This is a genomic window from Aliidiomarina haloalkalitolerans, assembly GCF_003987315.1.
GTDB classification, from domain to species: domain Bacteria; phylum Pseudomonadota; class Gammaproteobacteria; order Enterobacterales; family Alteromonadaceae; genus Aliidiomarina; species Aliidiomarina haloalkalitolerans.
In genome coordinates this window covers 196,856-213,496 of sequence record NZ_PIPI01000004.1, presented here as the reverse complement: position 1 = coordinate 213,496, position 16,641 = coordinate 196,856, and the positions used below count along the sequence as shown (strand labels likewise).

Below are 16,641 nucleotides of genomic sequence, written 5' to 3'. Positions count from 1 at the left end.
GTGTGGCTGATCATCCTCTCAGACCAGCTAAAGATCGTCGGCTTGGTAGGCCTTTACCCCACCAACTACCTAATCTTGCTTGGGCTCATCTGATGGCGTGAGGTCCGAAGATCCCCCACTTTGCTCCGAAAAGATTATGCGGTATTAGCCACCGTTTCCAGTGGTTGTCCCCCTCCATCAGGCAGATTCCCAAGTTGTACTCACCCGTCCGCCGCTCGTCATCTTCTAGCAAGCTAGAAATGTTACCGCTCGACTTGCATGTGTTAGGCCTGCCGCCAGCGTTCAATCTGAGCCATGATCAAACTCTTCAATTTAAGATTTTGATGCAAAGTTGGATTCCGTTAAGAATCCGGCTCAACTCAATCGAATTTTTGGTTACTTATATAAGCTACCTGCTTTCAAAAGTGCTGAACCATTTTCACTACCGAAGTAGTCGCTACCGAAATAGCTTTGGTCGATGCAGTTCTGATGCAAGTGCCCACACAGATTGCTTGGCTTGATATATTGTTAAAGAACGTTTTGCTTCGGAACTTGCCGAAGCAGGGAAGCGAATTTTACGCTACCTGCCGAGGAAGTCAAGAGTTTGAAATCAAATTTCTTATTTTTCCTCGGTGTCTCCGTACTCGGTGACAACGGAGGCGAATTATAGAGATCCAGCGAAAACGATCAAGCACTTTTTTTAAGTTTTTAATCGTTTGCTGAGAAAATAAACAAAACGCCCCAAAAGCAATCATAAATTGCTATTTGGGGCGCATTTTTTTAACATATTAACAACAGAAAAAATGAAATCTCATCGCGCGTTAAAAGCTTATTTGCGAATACTTTCTTCTAAACTTTTTGGTTTAGTCCTGCTTTTCTTTCTTGTTGTCGTCTTTTTCCTCAGATTCTTGCTTGGATTCCTGTTCGCTTTCCTTTTGCGAAGTCGGCTCATCTTGCGGGTCACCAAGAATATGTTCGAGTTTTAGTTTGTTCACACCTTTAATTGTCATCACTGGTCCTGAAACTGCGTATACAGTAAAGAGGACAAACAAGACAATAGCCGGAGCGGTTGCAACAACAACGAAAATTAACACTACTAATAGTAGAACTAAGAAATTGACGTTGCCGCGCCAGTCGACATCTTTAAACGAATGATACTTAAAGTTACTCACCATGAGTAAGCCACAAGCAATTGTGAACAAGACCACAACGAAGCTTACCGACTCAGGATCTATTTCATACTTCGCACCAACCCACACCAAGCCGGCGACAATTGCAGCAGCGCTTGGAATTGCTAAACCCTGAAAGTAGCGCTTATCAGCGGTTGCATGTGCGGCATTGAAACGAGCCAAACGTAAAGCACCACCGGCAACAAAAATAAATGCTGCTAACCAACCGAGTTTACCGACATCGTGCAACGCCCAATTGTACGCAACCAATGCAGGTGCAATACCAAACGAAACAATGTCAGCCATTGAGTCATACTCAGCACCAAATTCGCTTTGGGTATTGGTCAGTCTTGCTACCCGTCCGTCTAGACCATCAAAAACCATGGCGACAAAGATCGCAATCGCTGCGAGCTGAAAGTCACCATTCATCGACGCAACGATGGCATAGAAACCGGAAAAGAGCCCGGCTGTGGTTAACAAGTTCGGTAACAGATAAATACCACGACGTTTATTTTGTTCTGGCATATAGAGTCCTAGGTCGCCATCAAATAGATAGATTAGTGGCGTAGCATATCATGAAAATCTGACATTATGCCAAGCCATCAAGGTTGCTACACTTGGTTTAGCCATAGGCTTACTGCATTCCAAAACGCCGATTCAACACCGAAAATCAGTTACAACAGGCGCATAGAAAATAAAAAACCGCGATGATTCCGTGCGCCTATTTAAGTAGCCCAGACCATCACGGTTTTCTCCAGAAGCAACGTGTTAATCTTGTTTCATGACCAAGCCATCCGGACCTGACTCCACCAAAATCTCTTTGCCCGGTACAAACTCACCGGCCAGAATCTTCTGCGCAAGTGGGTTTTCGAGCTCCGCTTGAATCGCTCGTTTTAGTGGTCGTGCGCCAAATACCGGATCGAAGCCAGCATGGGCAAGTTGCGCCAATGCTTCGTCAGAAACAGTTAATTGATAGTCACGATCCGCCAAGCGCTTAAACAACCGCTGCAACTGAATTTTTGCAATACGCTGAATGTGTTCATTATCAAGCGGATGGAACACAACCGTCTCATCAATGCGGTTTAAAAACTCTGGCCGGAACGCAGAACTCAACACGTCTTGCAGCATGGCTTTCATTTCCTCGTAGTTCACCTGACCTGCGTGTTCTTGGATTAAATGCGAGCCCAAGTTAGAGGTCATGATGATCACCGTATTACGAAAATCGACTGTACGCCCCTGACCGTCAGTTAAACGACCATCATCGAGCACCTGCAACAAAATGTTGAATACATCCGGATGCGCTTTTTCCACTTCATCAAGCAGAATCACTGAATAAGGCCGACGACGAACTGCTTCAGTCAAATAGCCACCTTCTTCATAGCCCACGTAACCCGGGGGAGCACCAACTAAACGAGCAACGGAGTGCTTCTCCATAAATTCGGACATATCAATACGTACCATGGCATCATCGGTGTCGAACATAAAGTGCGCCAGTGCTTTGCACAGCTCAGTTTTACCTACACCGGTTGGCCCGAGGAACAAGAATGAGCCAATCGGCCGGTCAGGGTCGCTCAAGCCTGCACGAGAACGACGAATTGCGTTTGCAACCGCGACCACTGCTTCATGCTGACCTACCACGCGTTGATGCAAGTTCGCTTCCATCTTTAGCAGTTTGTCCCGCTCACCTTCAAGCATGCGTGCAACTGGAATACCGGTCCAACGCGAAAGTACCTCAGCGATCTCTTCGTCGGTCACGCGATTGCGCAGCAACGACATCTCCTGCATTTCTGCATTGAGAGCTGCTTCAAGTTTACGCTCGAGATCTGGAATCTTGCCATATTGCAGCTCGGCCATGCGATTCAAGTCACGGGCACGATTAGCGGCTTCTAACTCAATGCGCGCCTGATCGAGCTGTTCTTTAATATGCTGATGCCCTTGCACCGCAAGTTTCTCGCTATTCCAAACTTCCTCTAAATCGGCATAGCTTTTCTCAAGCGAAGCCATTTCATCTTCTAATGTTTCGAGACGTTTTTTACTCGCATCATCTTTTTCTTTTGCCAACGCTTGGCGTTCAAGCTTCAACTGAATAATGCGGCGCTCCAAGCGATCGAGTTCTTCAGGCTTCGAGTCCATTTGCATACGGATACTCGATGCTGCCTCGTCGACAAGATCAATCGCTTTGTCTGGTAGCTGCCGGTCGCTGATATAACGGTGAGACAAAGTCGCTGCCGCCACGATTGCTGGATCAGTAATCTCAACCGAATGGTGAATTTCGTACTTTTCTTTCAAACCACGCAGAATCGCAATGGTGTCTTCAACCGATGGCTCGTCGACCAGAACTTTTTGGAAGCGACGCTCAAGTGCAGCGTCTTTTTCAATATATTGACGATATTCATCGAGGGTCGTCGCACCCACGCAATGCAATTCACCGCGCGCCAACGCTGGCTTCAGCATATTACCGGCGTCCATGGCACCTTCGGCTTTACCCGCACCGACCATGGTATGCAGCTCATCAATAAACAGAATGACATTGCCTTCTTCTTGTTGCAGTTCATTTAGCACTGCTTTTAGACGCTCTTCAAATTCACCGCGGTATTTTGCACCCGCCAATAAAGCGCCAAGGTCGAGTGACAATACCCGCTTGTGTTTTAGCCCTTCCGGCACTTCACCATTGATAATACGTTGTGCTAAGCCCTCGACAATTGCGGTTTTACCAACACCTGGCTCACCAATTAGCACCGGATTGTTTTTTGTTCGGCGCTGCAACACTTGAATCGCGCGACGAATTTCTTCGTCACGGCCAATCACTGGATCTAGTTTGCCCTGCTCTGCTCGTTCGGTCAGGTCGATAGTGTATTTTTGCAACGCTTGCCGCTGCTCTTCCGCATTTGGGTCATCAACATTTTGGCCTTTACGCATGTCAGCAATTACCTTTTCAACTTGATTCTGACTAACGCCTTGCGCTTTTAACAAGGCGCCGAGTTTACCTTTGTCGTCGGTTGCGGCGAGGATAAATAACTCGCTTGAAATATAGCTGTCTTGTCGTTTCTGCGCGTGCTTGTCGCAAAGGTTCAGCAAATTGATCGTATCGCGAGATACTTGCACATCACCGCCAGTGCCTTGCACCTCAGGTAATGCCTCAAGCAATTTATTCAATTCAGTTCGGAATGTCGCAATATTCACACCAAGCTGCTGCAATAACGGGCGCACAGTACCACCGTCTTGATTCATGAGCGCCAGCATAATGTGCACCGGTTCGATAAACTGGTGATCACGGCCCAAGGCTAGCGATTGCGCTTCGGCAATCGCACTTTGAAATTTACTGGTAAGACGATCCATTCGCATGATGTACCTCACAACAAGCTGATAAATACTATTGCAACTAATGTGGGTATGATTTGTACAGTTTCAAGGGCGAGAAGAAAAAATCGTAAAGGTTTATTTACAGGTCAATCGGCGGGGTTGCTTCGCGCAAACGCAGCAGTAAGCCGCTATTCAATCCAAATGAGCGAAACCATCCGACCAGTTTGGCCGTCACGGCGGTAAGAGAAATAGTCTTTCTTTTTAGCAAAGGTGCAGTGTTCTGAGTTTTCCACCTGCACAACACCGCAGTCAGCTAACTCTCGCGTCGCAATTTGGGCAAGGTTGGCCATGTATTTTTCACCATGAGCAACAAACGCCGTTTCATTATTCTGGTTTAACGCGAGCATCGCCGCTCGCACATCATCGCCAACTTCAAAATGTTTAGGACCAATTGCTGGCCCCAACCACGCATGAATGTCGCTTGGCTGGCACTCAAAATGAGCTAAAGTCGCACGGATAATGCCGCTCGCTAAACTGCGCCAGCCACTGTGAATCGCAGCAACTTCGCGACCATCTGCGGATGCCAATAAAATAGGTAAGCAGTCTGCGGTTTGAATGGCTAAGACAGTCCCTTTAGTGCGTGTGTATGCTGCATCTGCTTCAGGCATGTCGGAACACGAGCCTTGCGTAATGGCAGCCACTGCATTGCCATGCACTTGCGTTAACCAACAGGGTTCGTTCGGTAATTGCAGAAACCCACGCAGACGCTGTCGATTTTCCATCACCGAAGCTGGTAAATCGCCAACATGCATACCCACATTCAATGACCCATACGGCGTCACACTCACTCCCCCATGCCGTTGCGTACTGAACGCGCGGACATGCGGTAATTGATTCAATGCGGGCACAAGTCCTTTAATCATTCACCATGCTCTTTCAAATCTGAACGCAAAACAGCGATTAACTGCTGCATGTCCTCAGGAATCGGTGCCGTCCATTCCATCATTTCACCGGTGCGGGGGTGCACCAGCGCCAAACGAATTGCATGCAACGCTTGGCGGTTAAAACCACGGATAATTTGCATGAACTGTTCTGACGCCTGCTTCGGTGGCCGCGGACGCCCACCATATTGGGGGTCACCAACCAACGGATAACCAAGGTGTGCCATATGCACACGAATTTGATGGGTGCGGCCTGACTCTAGGCGCAAGCGCAGACGAGTATGCGCACGAAAACGTTCGGCAACCCGATAATGAGTGAGCGCTGGTTTACCATTTGGGTTCACAGCCATATGCGTTCGTTTGGTCGGGTGACGGCCAATTGGCGCATCCACCGAACCACCTGCCGTCATGACGCCGATTGCAACAGCTTCATATTCACGAGTAATGTCGCGAGCTTGCAGTGCCGCTACTAATGCTGTGTAAGTTGCAATGTTCTTAGCAACAACCATTAATCCGGTGGTGTCTTTGTCGAGTCGATGAACAATACCTGCTCGTGGCAATTGTTCGACTTGCGGACAATGATGTAATAGCGCATTTAACAAGGTACCGTCTGGCGTGCCCGCACCAGGGTGCACCACTAAGCCCGCCGGCTTATTAATTACCAGTAAATCATCATCTTCATAGACAATATCGAGGTCGATTGCTTGCGGCTCAGAAAATACTTCTGCTTCTAGTACAGCATTTAAATCAATTTGTTGCCCAGGGATGACTTTTTCACGCGGTTTCGTTACAACAGAACCGTTCACGGTCACGTTGCCGTCTTGGATCCAAGTTTTTAAACGAGATCGTGAAAAGTCCGGGAACAATTCAGCCAGAGCTGAGTCCAATCGGCTACCTAGTAGTTGTTCAGGGATGATTGCGCTTTGCTTAACTATATCAGTCATATTACCTGTGCTTTATGCCTTCAACTGGCAAACTAGAATTGAGTACTTGCAGTGGTTGCTTTTCGCTGCTGTGCATTAATAGGATTGTGCGTTACAATCGTGATCTGAAACTATTGTACTTCAGATAGCAACAAACATCCCAGGAATTCAACGGAAAAATAAGAGAATACAACAACCATGAGAGTCGTTTTAACCCTTGCAGTCCTTAGTATGCTCCTTTTGAGCGGTTGCTCTTCCAAGCCAGATGACGTTGCTCAACGTTCGCAAGTCGACGAAATGTATCAGCTTGCTCAGGGTATGATCCGCAGCGGTCGTTTTTCTGACGCCGCCAATGTTTTACGGTCAATTAACACCCGTTACCCGTTCGGGCCTTATGCTCAGCAAGTCCAACTCGACCTCATTTACGTCGAGTATAAAACCGGCAACCAAGACCGTGCACTCACGGTTATTGACCGGTTTTTATCATTGAATCCAAATCACGCTGACAACGACTACGTGCGTTACATGCGCGGCTTAGTGCATTTACAAGCCGAAGGTAGCTTTTTCCAAGATGTGTTTGGAATCGATCGCAGCGACCGTAACCCGGTATTTGCAGAGCGTGCATTTGATGACTTTGCTGAGCTGATTCAACGCCATCCTGACAGCCCATATGCCGCCGATGCGCGCGCCCGGATGTTAGGCATTCATGCTCGTTTAGCGAAACATGAGCTTGCTGCTGCAGAATATTACTTGCGTCGTGGTGCCTACATGGCAGCCGCCAACCGTGGTATCTATATTATCGACAACTTCCCGAATGTCTCTGAAGTTGAGCGCGCACTAGAAATTATGATTTCAAGCTATGAAGCATTAGGCTTAACCCAACAAGCCAGTGACGCTCGTCGCGTATTAGCAGCAAACTTCTAAATCCGGTAAGTTTACTGCAACGCTAGAAAACAAGAGGACGCTAAATAGCGTCCTCATTTTCTTCCCCAGTTCGAATCCGGATCACCCGCTCGACACTCGAAACAAAGATCTTACCGTCACCAATTTTGCCGGTTTGCGCAGTTTCCATAATGGCTTCGACACAACGCTCGACATCGGCGTCGGCGACAACGATTTCCAATTTCACTTTTGGCAAAAAGTCGACCATATACTCCGCACCCCGATACAGTTCGGTGTGACCACGTTGCCGCCCAAAACCTTTCACTTCAGATACCGTCATACCGGCAATACCAACTTCGGAAAGCGCAGCACGCACGTCATCTAACTTAAAGGGCTTAATAATTGCTTCTATCTTCTTCATGAAACCGCTTCCCTCTCGCCACTTAATCTTTTAATACTAGGTTTAAGTACTGATTTGTAATCGGATAACGACGATCTTTATTAAAGTTTCGACGCGTCACTTTTGGTCCCGGTGCGCCCTGTCTGCGTTTGTATTCATTTCGTTCAATCAAACGAATCACATCTTTAACCGTCTGGCGATCATAGCCTAGGGCAACTAAATCATTAACCGACAGGTCACGCTCCGCATAACCGTCGATAATTTCATCTAAAATATCATAGGGTGGTAATGAGTCCTGATCTTTTTGATCCGGTGCTAGCTCTGCCGACGGTGGCCGAGTGATCACCCGCTCAGGAATCGCTAGAGACAAGGTATTCCGATAGGCAGAGAGCCGATAAACCAACGTTTTCGGCAAGTCTTTAATGGGGGCAAAGCCACCACACATATCGCCATAAAGAGTACAATAACCGACCGCCAACTCACTCTTGTTGCCGGTGGTCAATAGCAAGCTACCGTATTTATTCGAAAGCGCCATCAACAACACACCGCGGCAACGCGCCTGCAGGTTTTCTTCTGTAGTATCGCGCTGGGTGTCGGCAAACAGTGGTGACAAGGTCGTTAAAAATGATTCCACCATGGGTGCTATTGGCACGATATCTAACCGACAGCCGAGCCATTCAGCTTGTTGTTCAGCGTCAGTCACACTGATATCCGACGTGTAATGATAAGGCATCATCACTGCTCGAACACGCTCTGCACCGATTGCGTCAACTGCGAGCGCTAGCGTAAGCGCTGAATCGATGCCACCGGAAAGTCCGAGTAAAACTGACTTAAAGCCGTTCTTTTCGACGTAGTCACGCACCGCTAAAACAAGCGCTTGATAAATACTATCTTCGTTGACCAGCGCCGGTGGTAACGCCTGTGGCTGCGGTTCGTGCTGAACAAAATCCACAGTCAGGCTTGCGGGTTCACAATGAGGTAAATGAGCGACCACTTCACCGGCCGCATTCATAGCCAAGGAATTGCCATCAAAGACCAGCTCGTCTTGACCACCAACTAAATTCACATAAACCAGCGGCAATTGTGTTTCTTGGCAGCGCGCGCGCAACACTTGCAAGCGTTGCTCGTATTTATACTCTTCAAATGGCGACGCATTGACCGACACTAAAATTTGTGCGCCTGCCGCCTGTGCTGCACGAGCTGGCTCCGGATACCACAAGTCCTCACAGACCAATAAACCAATGCGGCTGCCATTCAGTTCAAACACACAGCTTGTATCACCTGGTTTAAAGTAGCGCTGCTCATCAAACACTCCATAATTCGGTAAACATTGCTTACGATAATGAGCTATTTCACGGCCATGCTGAAACACACTTAAAATGCTGTAGTAATTGCCATGTTCATACAACGGATAACTGACTGCAATCGCGGTCTTGCTAGTCGCCTGCTGCAGACGCTCGAGCTGAGCATTTACCTGACGATGGAAGTCAGGACGTAACAATAAGTCCTCAGGCGAATAACCACACAATGCAAACTCGGGAAAAACAATCAGGTCGGCATCATCCGACTGCTGCAGCTGTGCAATTAATTCATCGGTATTGGCAACTAAAGCACCAACCGTGGCATTAGTTTGAGCGAGGCGAATACGCAAGGCGGATTTCATAAACAACTCTTTGTGAAAATTAAACTGCGCAATAATAGCGGAAGGGCAAAACCGGGGCAAACTTACTCTTCAACGCTAAGAACAAAACGCTCGGTGCCGCTGGTTAGATAAAAATTTCCGTTGTCGTCAATTTGGGCTAGGTCAGCCCATTGATAATAAACATTGCGATGCACGCGCGCCAAAAGCTGATCACGAATTTCCACAGCTGGCAATTTTTCATGCACACATAACGGATGAGCGGCAGACAACACATAGCGTTCGCCAATATTCGTGTGAACGCGTAACCACGGCTCCTTGCCTTCCAGTTCAACCTGATCCCATTCAGTAATTACGAATGGCAAGTCGACCACTTGAATGCGAACTTTTTCGACCGGGGTTACTAAAAAATATTCGTCGTTTTCTTTTTTTAATACGGTTGCAAACAGCTTCACTAGCGCTTGGCGGGTGATTGGTGAACCCATGTAGAACCAACGTCCATCGCTTTCAATGCGAATATCGATGTCACCACAAAATGGCGGATCCCACTTTTCAACCGGTGCTTTGTGCTGTAATTCAAGACTTGCTTGAAGCTTTTGCAAGTTCATCTGGACACCTAAAAACGTATTAACCTTGCCGCAGCAGATACCACAGCGTAGCTTCCGTTCGGTTTGAGACTTTAATCGCTTTAAAAATCGCCGACAAATGCACGCGAATGGTGCCTTCAGTTATGCCCAAGATGCTCGCTATTTCTTTATTTGACAGGCCCTGTGCAAGCAATTGCATGATCTCTCGCTGGCGTGGCGATAGTTTCCGCTCAGCTTCAGAGGTCTTCTGATTCGCCATCGAGGTACTATCAGGCAGGTAAGGCTTGTTCTGCAATAACCCGTGAATGGCCAGTTTCACTTCCTCGCCACTCGAATTTTTGCACAGATAACTCTGCGCGCCTTGGAACAGCGCCGCCTGAACGTCACCACTGGAGTCTTTCCAAGTAAATAAAATCACATGACTTTTCGGTGCGAGCTGCCGCAGCGTATTGGCAACGTAACGGTGGTCACAATCAGGTAATTCGAGTTCAGTAAAGATCAGATCAAAATGCTCACCGGACTCTAAATAGTCACGGGCAATTTTCATGTCAGTTGCTTCGTAAATCGCAATCGAACCAGGTTGCGCGGTAAGAAGATGGATAAGTCCTGTTCGAGTAATGAATTGCGGATCAATGATTAATATTTTCATAGTAAGTACTTACTCTTATTAGTGACTGGCCGGATCTATCTGAAAGCAACAGTGTTTAGAGCTGAGTTGAATTTTTTAACGAATTCGTTCCCCTATTTAACAAATATAGTATACAAGCCTTGGCGAGTTTTTGTAGTTTAGTTGCTCAATTGAAGTAAATTTGAGATGAAATTCCGTAATTTAGCCATTAAATTTGTGTTGGATTACAATTTTCTTACTTCGTCACTGTGTTAAAGTAACGACACAGCGTTATAGTATTGCCAGTATAAATAGACAATTTAGTGGGAGTGACACATGTTTGGGTGCAAAACTTCATCCACTTTTACCAAACTAACAGCGGCCATTGTGGTTGGCGTAGCAACGCTCAGTGCGGGTATTGCTAGCGCAGCAGACGAAAAACCACAAACACAACAGGTCACTGTGTATCACAACGTGAATGGCTATACCTTTGCCAGTGGTGTTGGTGATGCAGCGGAACTGCGGCAGTTTCAAGTGTTGGTGATTGAAAATGGTAAAGTTCGTGCGACTGGTGGTGAAGACCTCCTCACTGAATTTAGCCATGCAGAAAAGAAATACGATTTGCGTGGCCGCACCGTCTTACCCGGTATTATCGACGCCCACGGCCATATTCTGAGCTTAGGTTCTAACCTCAGCCAAGTCGATTTGCGGGACCTCTCAAGCCGAACCCATGCCGTTGCAGCGGTTGCTAATTATGCCCACGCCAACCAAGAGCTAACTTGGATTGTCGGTCGCGGCTGGAATCAAGAACTGTGGCCAGACCGTCGCTTCCCTTCGCGTCAAGATCTCGATGAAGTGATCAGTGATCGCCCTGTGTGGTTAGTTCGCGTGGACGCGCATGCGGGTTGGGCAAACTCAAAAGCATTAGAGCTAGCAGGCGTTAGCAAAGACACCATCGACCCGCCCGGTGGCCAGATTGTTCGTGATAGCGAAGGCAATCCGACCGGCATTCTCATTGATACCGCCATGCAGCTTGTTCAGCAGGTAATGCCGCCAGTGGACACTGAACATCTTGAACGCAGCGCTGAGCTTGCCTTTGCTCATATTCTTGAACTAGGTATTACGCAAGTTCATGACGCGGGTGTTAATGCACAGGAAATCGAGCTATTCAAACGCCTTGCCGAAAGCAACCAACTACCAGTGCGCTTGCACTCACTCATTGCCGCCAGCGAGCCGAAGTTGCCTGAAATTTTAGCCCAAGGACGTTACCGTAGCGACGACGATCGTTTGCAAATTCGAGGCGTGAAAGTCTATGGCGACGGTGCACTTGGAAGTCGTGGCGCTGCCTTGATTGAACCCTACTCTGATGATCCCGAAAACACTGGGCTTCTGGTCACTCCAGAAGAACAAGTACGGGCCATTTTTGAGTTGGTACACCAGCATGGTTTTCAAATTAACTATCATGCCATTGGTGATTACACCAACCGCTTAGCGCTTGACGAGTTTGCTCGACTGCTAGCAGCCGAACAAGAACTACATAGCGATTCAGCAACTTGGGTGAACGACCCACGCCATCGGGTTGAACACGCTCAAGTTGTTCAAGTTGGTGATATTCCGCGGTTCTTTGAGCTCGATATCATTCCGTCCATGCAGCCAACCCACGCAACGTCGGACATGAATATGGCGGAAAATCGTGTCGGTAGCGAACGGATTGCCGGCGCTTATGCGTGGCGGACCTTTTTAGACCAAGGCTCATTAATTGCTGCTGGTTCCGATTTTCCAGTTGAATTAGCCAATCCTTTCTACGGAATTCATGCCGCAGTTACGCGCCAAGACAGAAACAACCAGCCAGTTGAAGGTTGGTTTCCTGAGCAACGTATGACAGTTGAAGAAGCGGTACGCGGTTTTACTATCGATGCTGCTTACGCCGGACATTTTGACGATGTCACCGGAAGCCTAGAGCCGGGCAAATGGGCCGACTTTATTATTGTTGACCAAGACCCGTTTGCCATTAAGCCAGAGGATCTTTGGCGCATTCGCGTGATTCACACCTTTGTTGCAGGTGAGCATAAGTATCGGCGACAGCCATAAGAACCTAAGCTCAGCGTTGGTTTAAACAAGGATTTAGGTAATGGAAGATTTTCTTTTTGCCGATGATAGCAAAACAATTGAAGTCGCCGGTGCGACAGAGCCGTTTCACATTTTAATCGTTGATGACGACGAAGAAATTCATGTCATTACGAAAATGGCACTCGGGGACTTCAAATTGGACCAAAGGCCGCTACAGTTTCATTCGGCTTATTCAGCAGCAGAGGCCAAAGAAGTATTGCAAGCGCGCGATGATTTTGCCCTGATGCTGCTTGATGTGGTGATGGAAGATGACCATGCCGGCTTGAACGTTGCACGTTGGACTCGCGAGCAACTCGGCAATCGTCTGATTCGGATTGTGCTGCGTACAGGTCAACCGGGACAAGCTCCAGAAGAAGAAGTCATTGCCAAATATGATATTGATGACTACAAAGAAAAGACAGAGCTGACTTACCGCAAACTCCTTACGCTGATGTATTCGAGCTTACGCGCTTTTCGTGATTTGCAAGCTATTGAGCAATACAAACAAGGTCTCGAGCGTATTATTCAAGCGTCAGCCGAAATCTTTTCAGCTCGTTCGGTGAATCAACTTAGCCAAGGTATTCTTGAGCAGTTGGTCGCTTTGCTAACCCGCTCAAAAGTGGCGGCCTACTACAAGCTTCCCCTCGACGGTTTCACCGCCAGTGGCGACAGCACCGAGCAACTACAGATTATTGCCGCCACCGGACAATATTGCAGTCGCGTTGGTGAGCAATTGAAGCAACCTGAAGTGCGAGAGATTTTAGAAACTTTGCGCCAGCGCAAAGACCAAGTAGCCTATCAGATTCACAATAACACCTACTACGGACTGTATCAGACCTCACATGGAGCGTTTTATATGTTGTTTATTGAAGGTGTGGGCGAATTATCGGAAACCGATCAACATCTTCTTACGTTATTCATGAATAATACTGCGATCGCGTTTGAGCACACTGCCTTGTTGCAAGTCGATAAATAGACAGCGACAGATAAACGGCAGCAGATAACGTATCGCTTCCTCTCTGTTACGGGTGTAAAAAATATGAGCTTGGAAGATATTCGTCGAGACTACGCGAGTCGCACGTTAGAACGTGACGACCTGTTAGCGGATCCATTCGAACAATTTAAATCTTGGTTTGATGAAACACTCAATGATGGGCTTGGAACCGACCCTACCGCCATGGTTGTTGCCACTTGTGCTGACAATGTCCCAACCCAACGGGTTGTTTTACTAAAACGCTTAGACACCGAAGGCTTCGTGTTCTACACCAATTACAACAGCCAAAAAGGTCAACAGCTCGCTGTGAATCCGAATTGCAGTTTGCACTTTGCTTGGCTACCGCAAGAACGCCAAATTCATATTCAAGGCGTGGCACAGCGTTTAACTGACGAACAAAACCTTCGCTACTTCCAATCACGTCCGCGGGCGAGTCAAATTGCCGCTTGGGCTTCCGAGCAAAGCTCGGCGGTGGCGGACCGTGCCAGCCTAGATGCACAATACCAAGCGATTGAAGCGCGTTTTGCAAATGATGAAAAACTGCCATTACCACCCACTTGGGGCGGTTTTTTGGTGGTTCCGCGAGTATTTGAATTTTGGCAGGGTCGGCGCGCCCGTTTGCATGATCGTTTCCGTTACACACTCGACAACGCCAGTTGGCAACTACAGCGCTTACAGCCGTAATTGTGGCTGGTATTCATCGATGCTAGTATTCATCAGTATTAGCACTCAGATTGCTGGGCCGGGTTTCTAGGCAAGCTTTCTAATTATGACCGCTCGGCAGTGCTGGCCGGTATTGCCACACCAAGCTTCCTGGCCACATGACAAAGACGTGGCCAGGTTAGTTCGTCCAACTCGACACCTTGATTCATTTGCCGATCGAACTCGCGCCAAGCACGCTCTCCGGGTAATCGTGGCGGCTGTTCCGCATTAATCGGCTCCGCCTGCAAACAACGCTGCGCTAAATCGGCAACCACGCGATCAAACTCTGCCGTAGACGTAAACGCGGTTGGATCGCTTACTTGAATATACACCGAGTTAAATTCACCGTCGTCGGCTCCGACATCACGGCCATAACCCGTAAGTCCCATGGTGAGAAGCTCACTCATCAGGCACAATCCATAGCCTTTAAACCCAAGGTCAATACCACCCAAAGGCAACAAAGCTCCACCCTCATCAAGGTAGCTTGCTGGGTTCGCTGTCGCACTGCCGTCCGGTGCTATAATTGCAGGCCAAGGCAAGGACTCTTGGCGATCATAGGCTTGGCGAACCTTTCCCGCAGCGGTCACCGAGAAGCTCATATCAAACATAATCGAACGCTGCGGACTATTCGCTTCGCCTTGTGGCGAATAAGGCACCGCAAAGCCGAACGGATTAGGCGAAAATACTCGGCCTTTAGCGCCAAATGGCGCAACACTCGCTTGTGCGGGGGTACTCGCCAGCATACTAATCACCATGCCCTGCTCGGTCGCTAAATGCAGATAAGCCGCTAAACTGGCAACGTGATCGCAACGGCGCACGACCACAGTTGCTGTCCCACAATCACGTGCTTTGCTAATCGCATGCTCAACGGCTTGAGGAATCACATACAAACCTGACAAACCATGGGCGTCCCAATGTGCAGTCGCCAATCGTTCCTGCACCACGTCAACGTCACCCTGCCCCTGAGACTGACCTGATTGTAACTGCTTGACGTTGTAAGGTAAGCGCCGAAGTCCGTGCGTTCGGAAGCCAAATAGGTCCCCGTAAACCAAGCTTTTCGCCATTTGTTCAGCAATGTCGGCGCGAGCGCCAGCTTTTTGCAAACATGCTGTCGCAAACTCAATTGCGGTCGACGTGCTAAGCTTTCCGGTGGGACTTATTTCCTGCTGCTGACTCACGGTTACCTCTCTGTCATTTTTCACTAGTGCTCGGTCGTTGAAGGAACCACCAAGCCCTGGGATCTTTTCGTCATTTTACTAGGCAAAAGCCTATAAAATCTGTAAAAATGATGGGTTCTAACAATTTTATCAGTCGTGCTGTGTATTCAGGTCTTAAATTTAGCGATCGATAATGACGTATTGCAAGTAATAAGGAAATCTCTATGAAGAAAATCGCGGTAATCACAAGTGGTGGTGATGCCCCTGGCATGAACGCTTGTATTCGCGCAATCGTGAATACGGCGTGGCAACATGATCTTGAAGTCATCGGGTTTCGCCATGGTTTCCGCGGCATTGTTGAAGACTTAAATGTACCGTTACATCCAGACGACATGCGTTTAGTAAGCCAACGTGGTGGCACGTTTCTGAAAAGTTCACGCTTTCCAGAATTTCGCGAAGTGGATGTGGCGAAAAAGGCAGCTCAAGTTCTCGATCAACACGACATCTCGGCGTTAGTGGTTATTGGTGGTGACGGCTCATTTCGCGGCGCTCACCATTTAAATCAATACTGGGGAGGCCAAGTTATTGGTGTACCCGGAACCATTGACAACGACTTGGCCGGAACTGACGTGACCATCGGTTTCGCCACCGCGGTTGATACCGCCATGGACGCGATTGACAAAGTCCGCGAAACCGCCGAAGCGATGGCGCGGGTATTCATTATCGAAGTTATGGGTCGCCATGCGGGTTTTATTGGTTTACACGCGGCCATTGCGGCTGCCGCTGAAGCCATGATTCTGCCTGAATTGGAACCGCAACCGAAACTCGCAGAACTAGCAGACGGTATTTTGCAAGCACGCGCAGCATTTCCAGACAGCAGTTACGTAGTGATTTTGTCAGAGAACTTATGGCCGGGCGGCGTTCACGAGCTGAGTAAAAATTTAAGCAAAGCCACCGGTGTGACCTGTCACCCATGTCCACTTGGGCACATTCAACGTGGTGGTCGGCCCAATGCGCAAGACCGTATTTTAGCAATGCAACTTGGTGCTGCCGCAGTCGATGCGATTTTAAGCGGCAAAACTGCTATGATGATAGGTCTAGAACAGGAACATGTGGTTCATGTACCGCTGCATTTAACATTCGAACGCGACAAGCCGTTGGATGCGCGTTTGGTGCAGTTACAACTTGGCTTGCAAGGCGTAAATATCACTTCAAAAACGAGTAAATAAACCGCATAATGGCGGCCTTT

14 protein-coding genes and 1 rRNA gene are annotated in these 16,641 nt (G+C 48.2%); 5 read left to right on the top strand and 10 right to left on the bottom strand.

Translation table 11 applies throughout. The annotated features are described in order from the left end of the window. From CWE06_RS07760 to rluD, 5 genes are all read right to left on the bottom strand, one after another. Positions 1–314 (bottom strand): 16S ribosomal RNA (locus tag CWE06_RS07760); the annotation flags it as partial. Between the two features lie 528 nt (positions 315–842). Continuing rightward, positions 843–1,673 carry a CDP-diacylglycerol--serine O-phosphatidyltransferase gene (pssA, locus tag CWE06_RS07755; protein ID WP_126792825.1) on the bottom strand — a complete coding sequence of 277 codons (831 nt, stop codon included), beginning with the start codon at positions 1,671–1,673 and terminating at the stop codon, positions 843–845. Positions 1,674–1,916: 243 nt separating this feature from the next. After that, positions 1,917–4,493, bottom strand: a complete 2,577-nt coding sequence (clpB, locus tag CWE06_RS07750; protein WP_126792823.1) for an ATP-dependent chaperone ClpB — start codon at positions 4,491–4,493, stop codon at positions 1,917–1,919. Positions 4,494–4,639: 146 nt separating this feature from the next. Next, positions 4,640–5,374 (bottom strand): peptidoglycan editing factor PgeF, encoded by a 735-nt coding sequence (gene pgeF / locus CWE06_RS07745; RefSeq protein WP_126792821.1) that lies wholly within the window; start codon positions 5,372–5,374, stop codon positions 4,640–4,642. Beyond that, complete coding sequence (gene rluD, locus CWE06_RS07740; RefSeq protein ID WP_126792819.1) at positions 5,371–6,336, bottom strand: 23S rRNA pseudouridine(1911/1915/1917) synthase RluD; 966 nt, start codon at positions 6,334–6,336, stop codon at positions 5,371–5,373. Before rluD ends, pgeF begins: the two co-directional genes overlap by 4 nt. A 177-nt stretch (positions 6,337–6,513) precedes the next feature. Here rluD and CWE06_RS07735 point away from each other — a divergent pair, with 177 nt between their 5' ends. Next, positions 6,514–7,239: an outer membrane protein assembly factor BamD gene (locus CWE06_RS07735; RefSeq protein WP_126792817.1), complete on the top strand. Its 726-nt coding sequence runs from the start codon at positions 6,514–6,516 to the stop codon at positions 7,237–7,239. A gap of 40 nt (positions 7,240–7,279) precedes the next feature. Here CWE06_RS07735 and glnB read toward each other — a convergent pair whose 3' ends face one another. The 4 genes from glnB to CWE06_RS07715 all read right to left on the bottom strand — a co-directional run bounded on the left by glnB (position 7,280) and on the right by CWE06_RS07715 (position 10,472). Continuing rightward, the gene (gene glnB / locus CWE06_RS07730; protein WP_126792815.1) at positions 7,280–7,618 is read right to left on the bottom strand and encodes a nitrogen regulatory protein P-II; all 339 of its coding nucleotides are present in this window, start codon (positions 7,616–7,618) and stop codon (positions 7,280–7,282) included. 22 nt (positions 7,619–7,640) lie between these two features. Further along, positions 7,641–9,260, bottom strand: coding sequence for an NAD+ synthase (locus CWE06_RS07725; RefSeq protein ID WP_126792813.1), 1,620 nt, complete (start codon positions 9,258–9,260; stop codon positions 7,641–7,643). Positions 9,261–9,322: 62 nt separating this feature from the next. Beyond that, on the bottom strand, positions 9,323–9,844 hold the full coding sequence (locus CWE06_RS07720; RefSeq protein WP_126792811.1) for a DUF1285 domain-containing protein: 522 nt from the start codon (positions 9,842–9,844) through the stop codon (positions 9,323–9,325). A 19-nt stretch (positions 9,845–9,863) separates the two neighbouring features. Continuing rightward, positions 9,864–10,472 (bottom strand): LuxR C-terminal-related transcriptional regulator, encoded by a 609-nt coding sequence (locus CWE06_RS07715; RefSeq protein ID WP_126792809.1) that lies wholly within the window; start codon positions 10,470–10,472, stop codon positions 9,864–9,866. 294 nt (positions 10,473–10,766) lie between these two features. Here CWE06_RS07715 and CWE06_RS07710 point away from each other — a divergent pair, with 294 nt between their 5' ends. The 3 genes from CWE06_RS07710 to pdxH all read left to right on the top strand — a co-directional run bounded on the left by CWE06_RS07710 (position 10,767) and on the right by pdxH (position 14,217). Continuing rightward, a complete protein-coding gene (locus CWE06_RS07710) occupies positions 10,767–12,521 on the top strand; it encodes an amidohydrolase (protein WP_126792807.1) in 1,755 nt (584 codons plus the stop codon). Between the two features lie 40 nt (positions 12,522–12,561). Continuing rightward, on the top strand, positions 12,562–13,515 hold the full coding sequence (locus tag CWE06_RS07705; protein ID WP_126792806.1) for a DUF3369 domain-containing protein: 954 nt from the start codon (positions 12,562–12,564) through the stop codon (positions 13,513–13,515). Between the two features lie 63 nt (positions 13,516–13,578). Further along, on the top strand, positions 13,579–14,217 hold the full coding sequence (pdxH, locus tag CWE06_RS07700; RefSeq protein WP_126792804.1) for a pyridoxamine 5'-phosphate oxidase: 639 nt from the start codon (positions 13,579–13,581) through the stop codon (positions 14,215–14,217). An 83-nt stretch (positions 14,218–14,300) separates the two neighbouring features. On the opposite strand, the gene CWE06_RS07695 is transcribed toward pdxH, so the two are convergent. Beyond that, on the bottom strand, positions 14,301–15,413 hold the full coding sequence (locus tag CWE06_RS07695) for an Ldh family oxidoreductase (protein ID WP_157981156.1): 1,113 nt from the start codon (positions 15,411–15,413) through the stop codon (positions 14,301–14,303). Positions 15,414–15,616: 203 nt separating this feature from the next. Here CWE06_RS07695 and CWE06_RS07690 point away from each other — a divergent pair, with 203 nt between their 5' ends. Continuing rightward, on the top strand, positions 15,617–16,621 hold the full coding sequence (locus CWE06_RS07690; RefSeq protein WP_126792800.1) for a 6-phosphofructokinase: 1,005 nt from the start codon (positions 15,617–15,619) through the stop codon (positions 16,619–16,621). The last annotated feature ends 20 nt before the right edge of the window (positions 16,622–16,641 follow it).

Excerpts from the sequence above, each read along its gene's own strand:
- CWE06_RS07720 (WP_126792811.1), bottom strand. The coding sequence starts at position 9,844 with ATGAACTTGCAAAAGCTTCAAGCAAGTCTTGAATTACAGCACAAAGCA.
- CWE06_RS07710 (WP_126792807.1), top strand. The coding sequence starts at position 10,767 with ATGTTTGGGTGCAAAACTTCATCCACTTTTACCAAACTAACAGCGGCC.
- rluD (WP_126792819.1), bottom strand. The coding sequence starts at position 6,336 with ATGACTGATATAGTTAAGCAAAGCGCAATCATCCCTGAACAACTACTA.
- pssA (WP_126792825.1), bottom strand. The coding sequence starts at position 1,673 with ATGCCAGAACAAAATAAACGTCGTGGTATTTATCTGTTACCGAACTTG.
- CWE06_RS07735 (WP_126792817.1), top strand. The coding sequence starts at position 6,514 with ATGAGAGTCGTTTTAACCCTTGCAGTCCTTAGTATGCTCCTTTTGAGC.
- CWE06_RS07715 (WP_126792809.1), bottom strand. The coding sequence starts at position 10,472 with ATGAAAATATTAATCATTGATCCGCAATTCATTACTCGAACAGGACTT.
- pgeF (WP_126792821.1), bottom strand. The coding sequence starts at position 5,374 with ATGATTAAAGGACTTGTGCCCGCATTGAATCAATTACCGCATGTCCGC.
- pdxH (WP_126792804.1), top strand. The coding sequence starts at position 13,579 with ATGAGCTTGGAAGATATTCGTCGAGACTACGCGAGTCGCACGTTAGAA.
- CWE06_RS07725 (WP_126792813.1), bottom strand. The coding sequence starts at position 9,260 with ATGAAATCCGCCTTGCGTATTCGCCTCGCTCAAACTAATGCCACGGTT.
- glnB (WP_126792815.1), bottom strand. The coding sequence starts at position 7,618 with ATGAAGAAGATAGAAGCAATTATTAAGCCCTTTAAGTTAGATGACGTG.
- CWE06_RS07690 (WP_126792800.1), top strand. The coding sequence starts at position 15,617 with ATGAAGAAAATCGCGGTAATCACAAGTGGTGGTGATGCCCCTGGCATG.
- CWE06_RS07705 (WP_126792806.1), top strand. The coding sequence starts at position 12,562 with ATGGAAGATTTTCTTTTTGCCGATGATAGCAAAACAATTGAAGTCGCC.
- clpB (WP_126792823.1), bottom strand. The coding sequence starts at position 4,493 with ATGCGAATGGATCGTCTTACCAGTAAATTTCAAAGTGCGATTGCCGAA.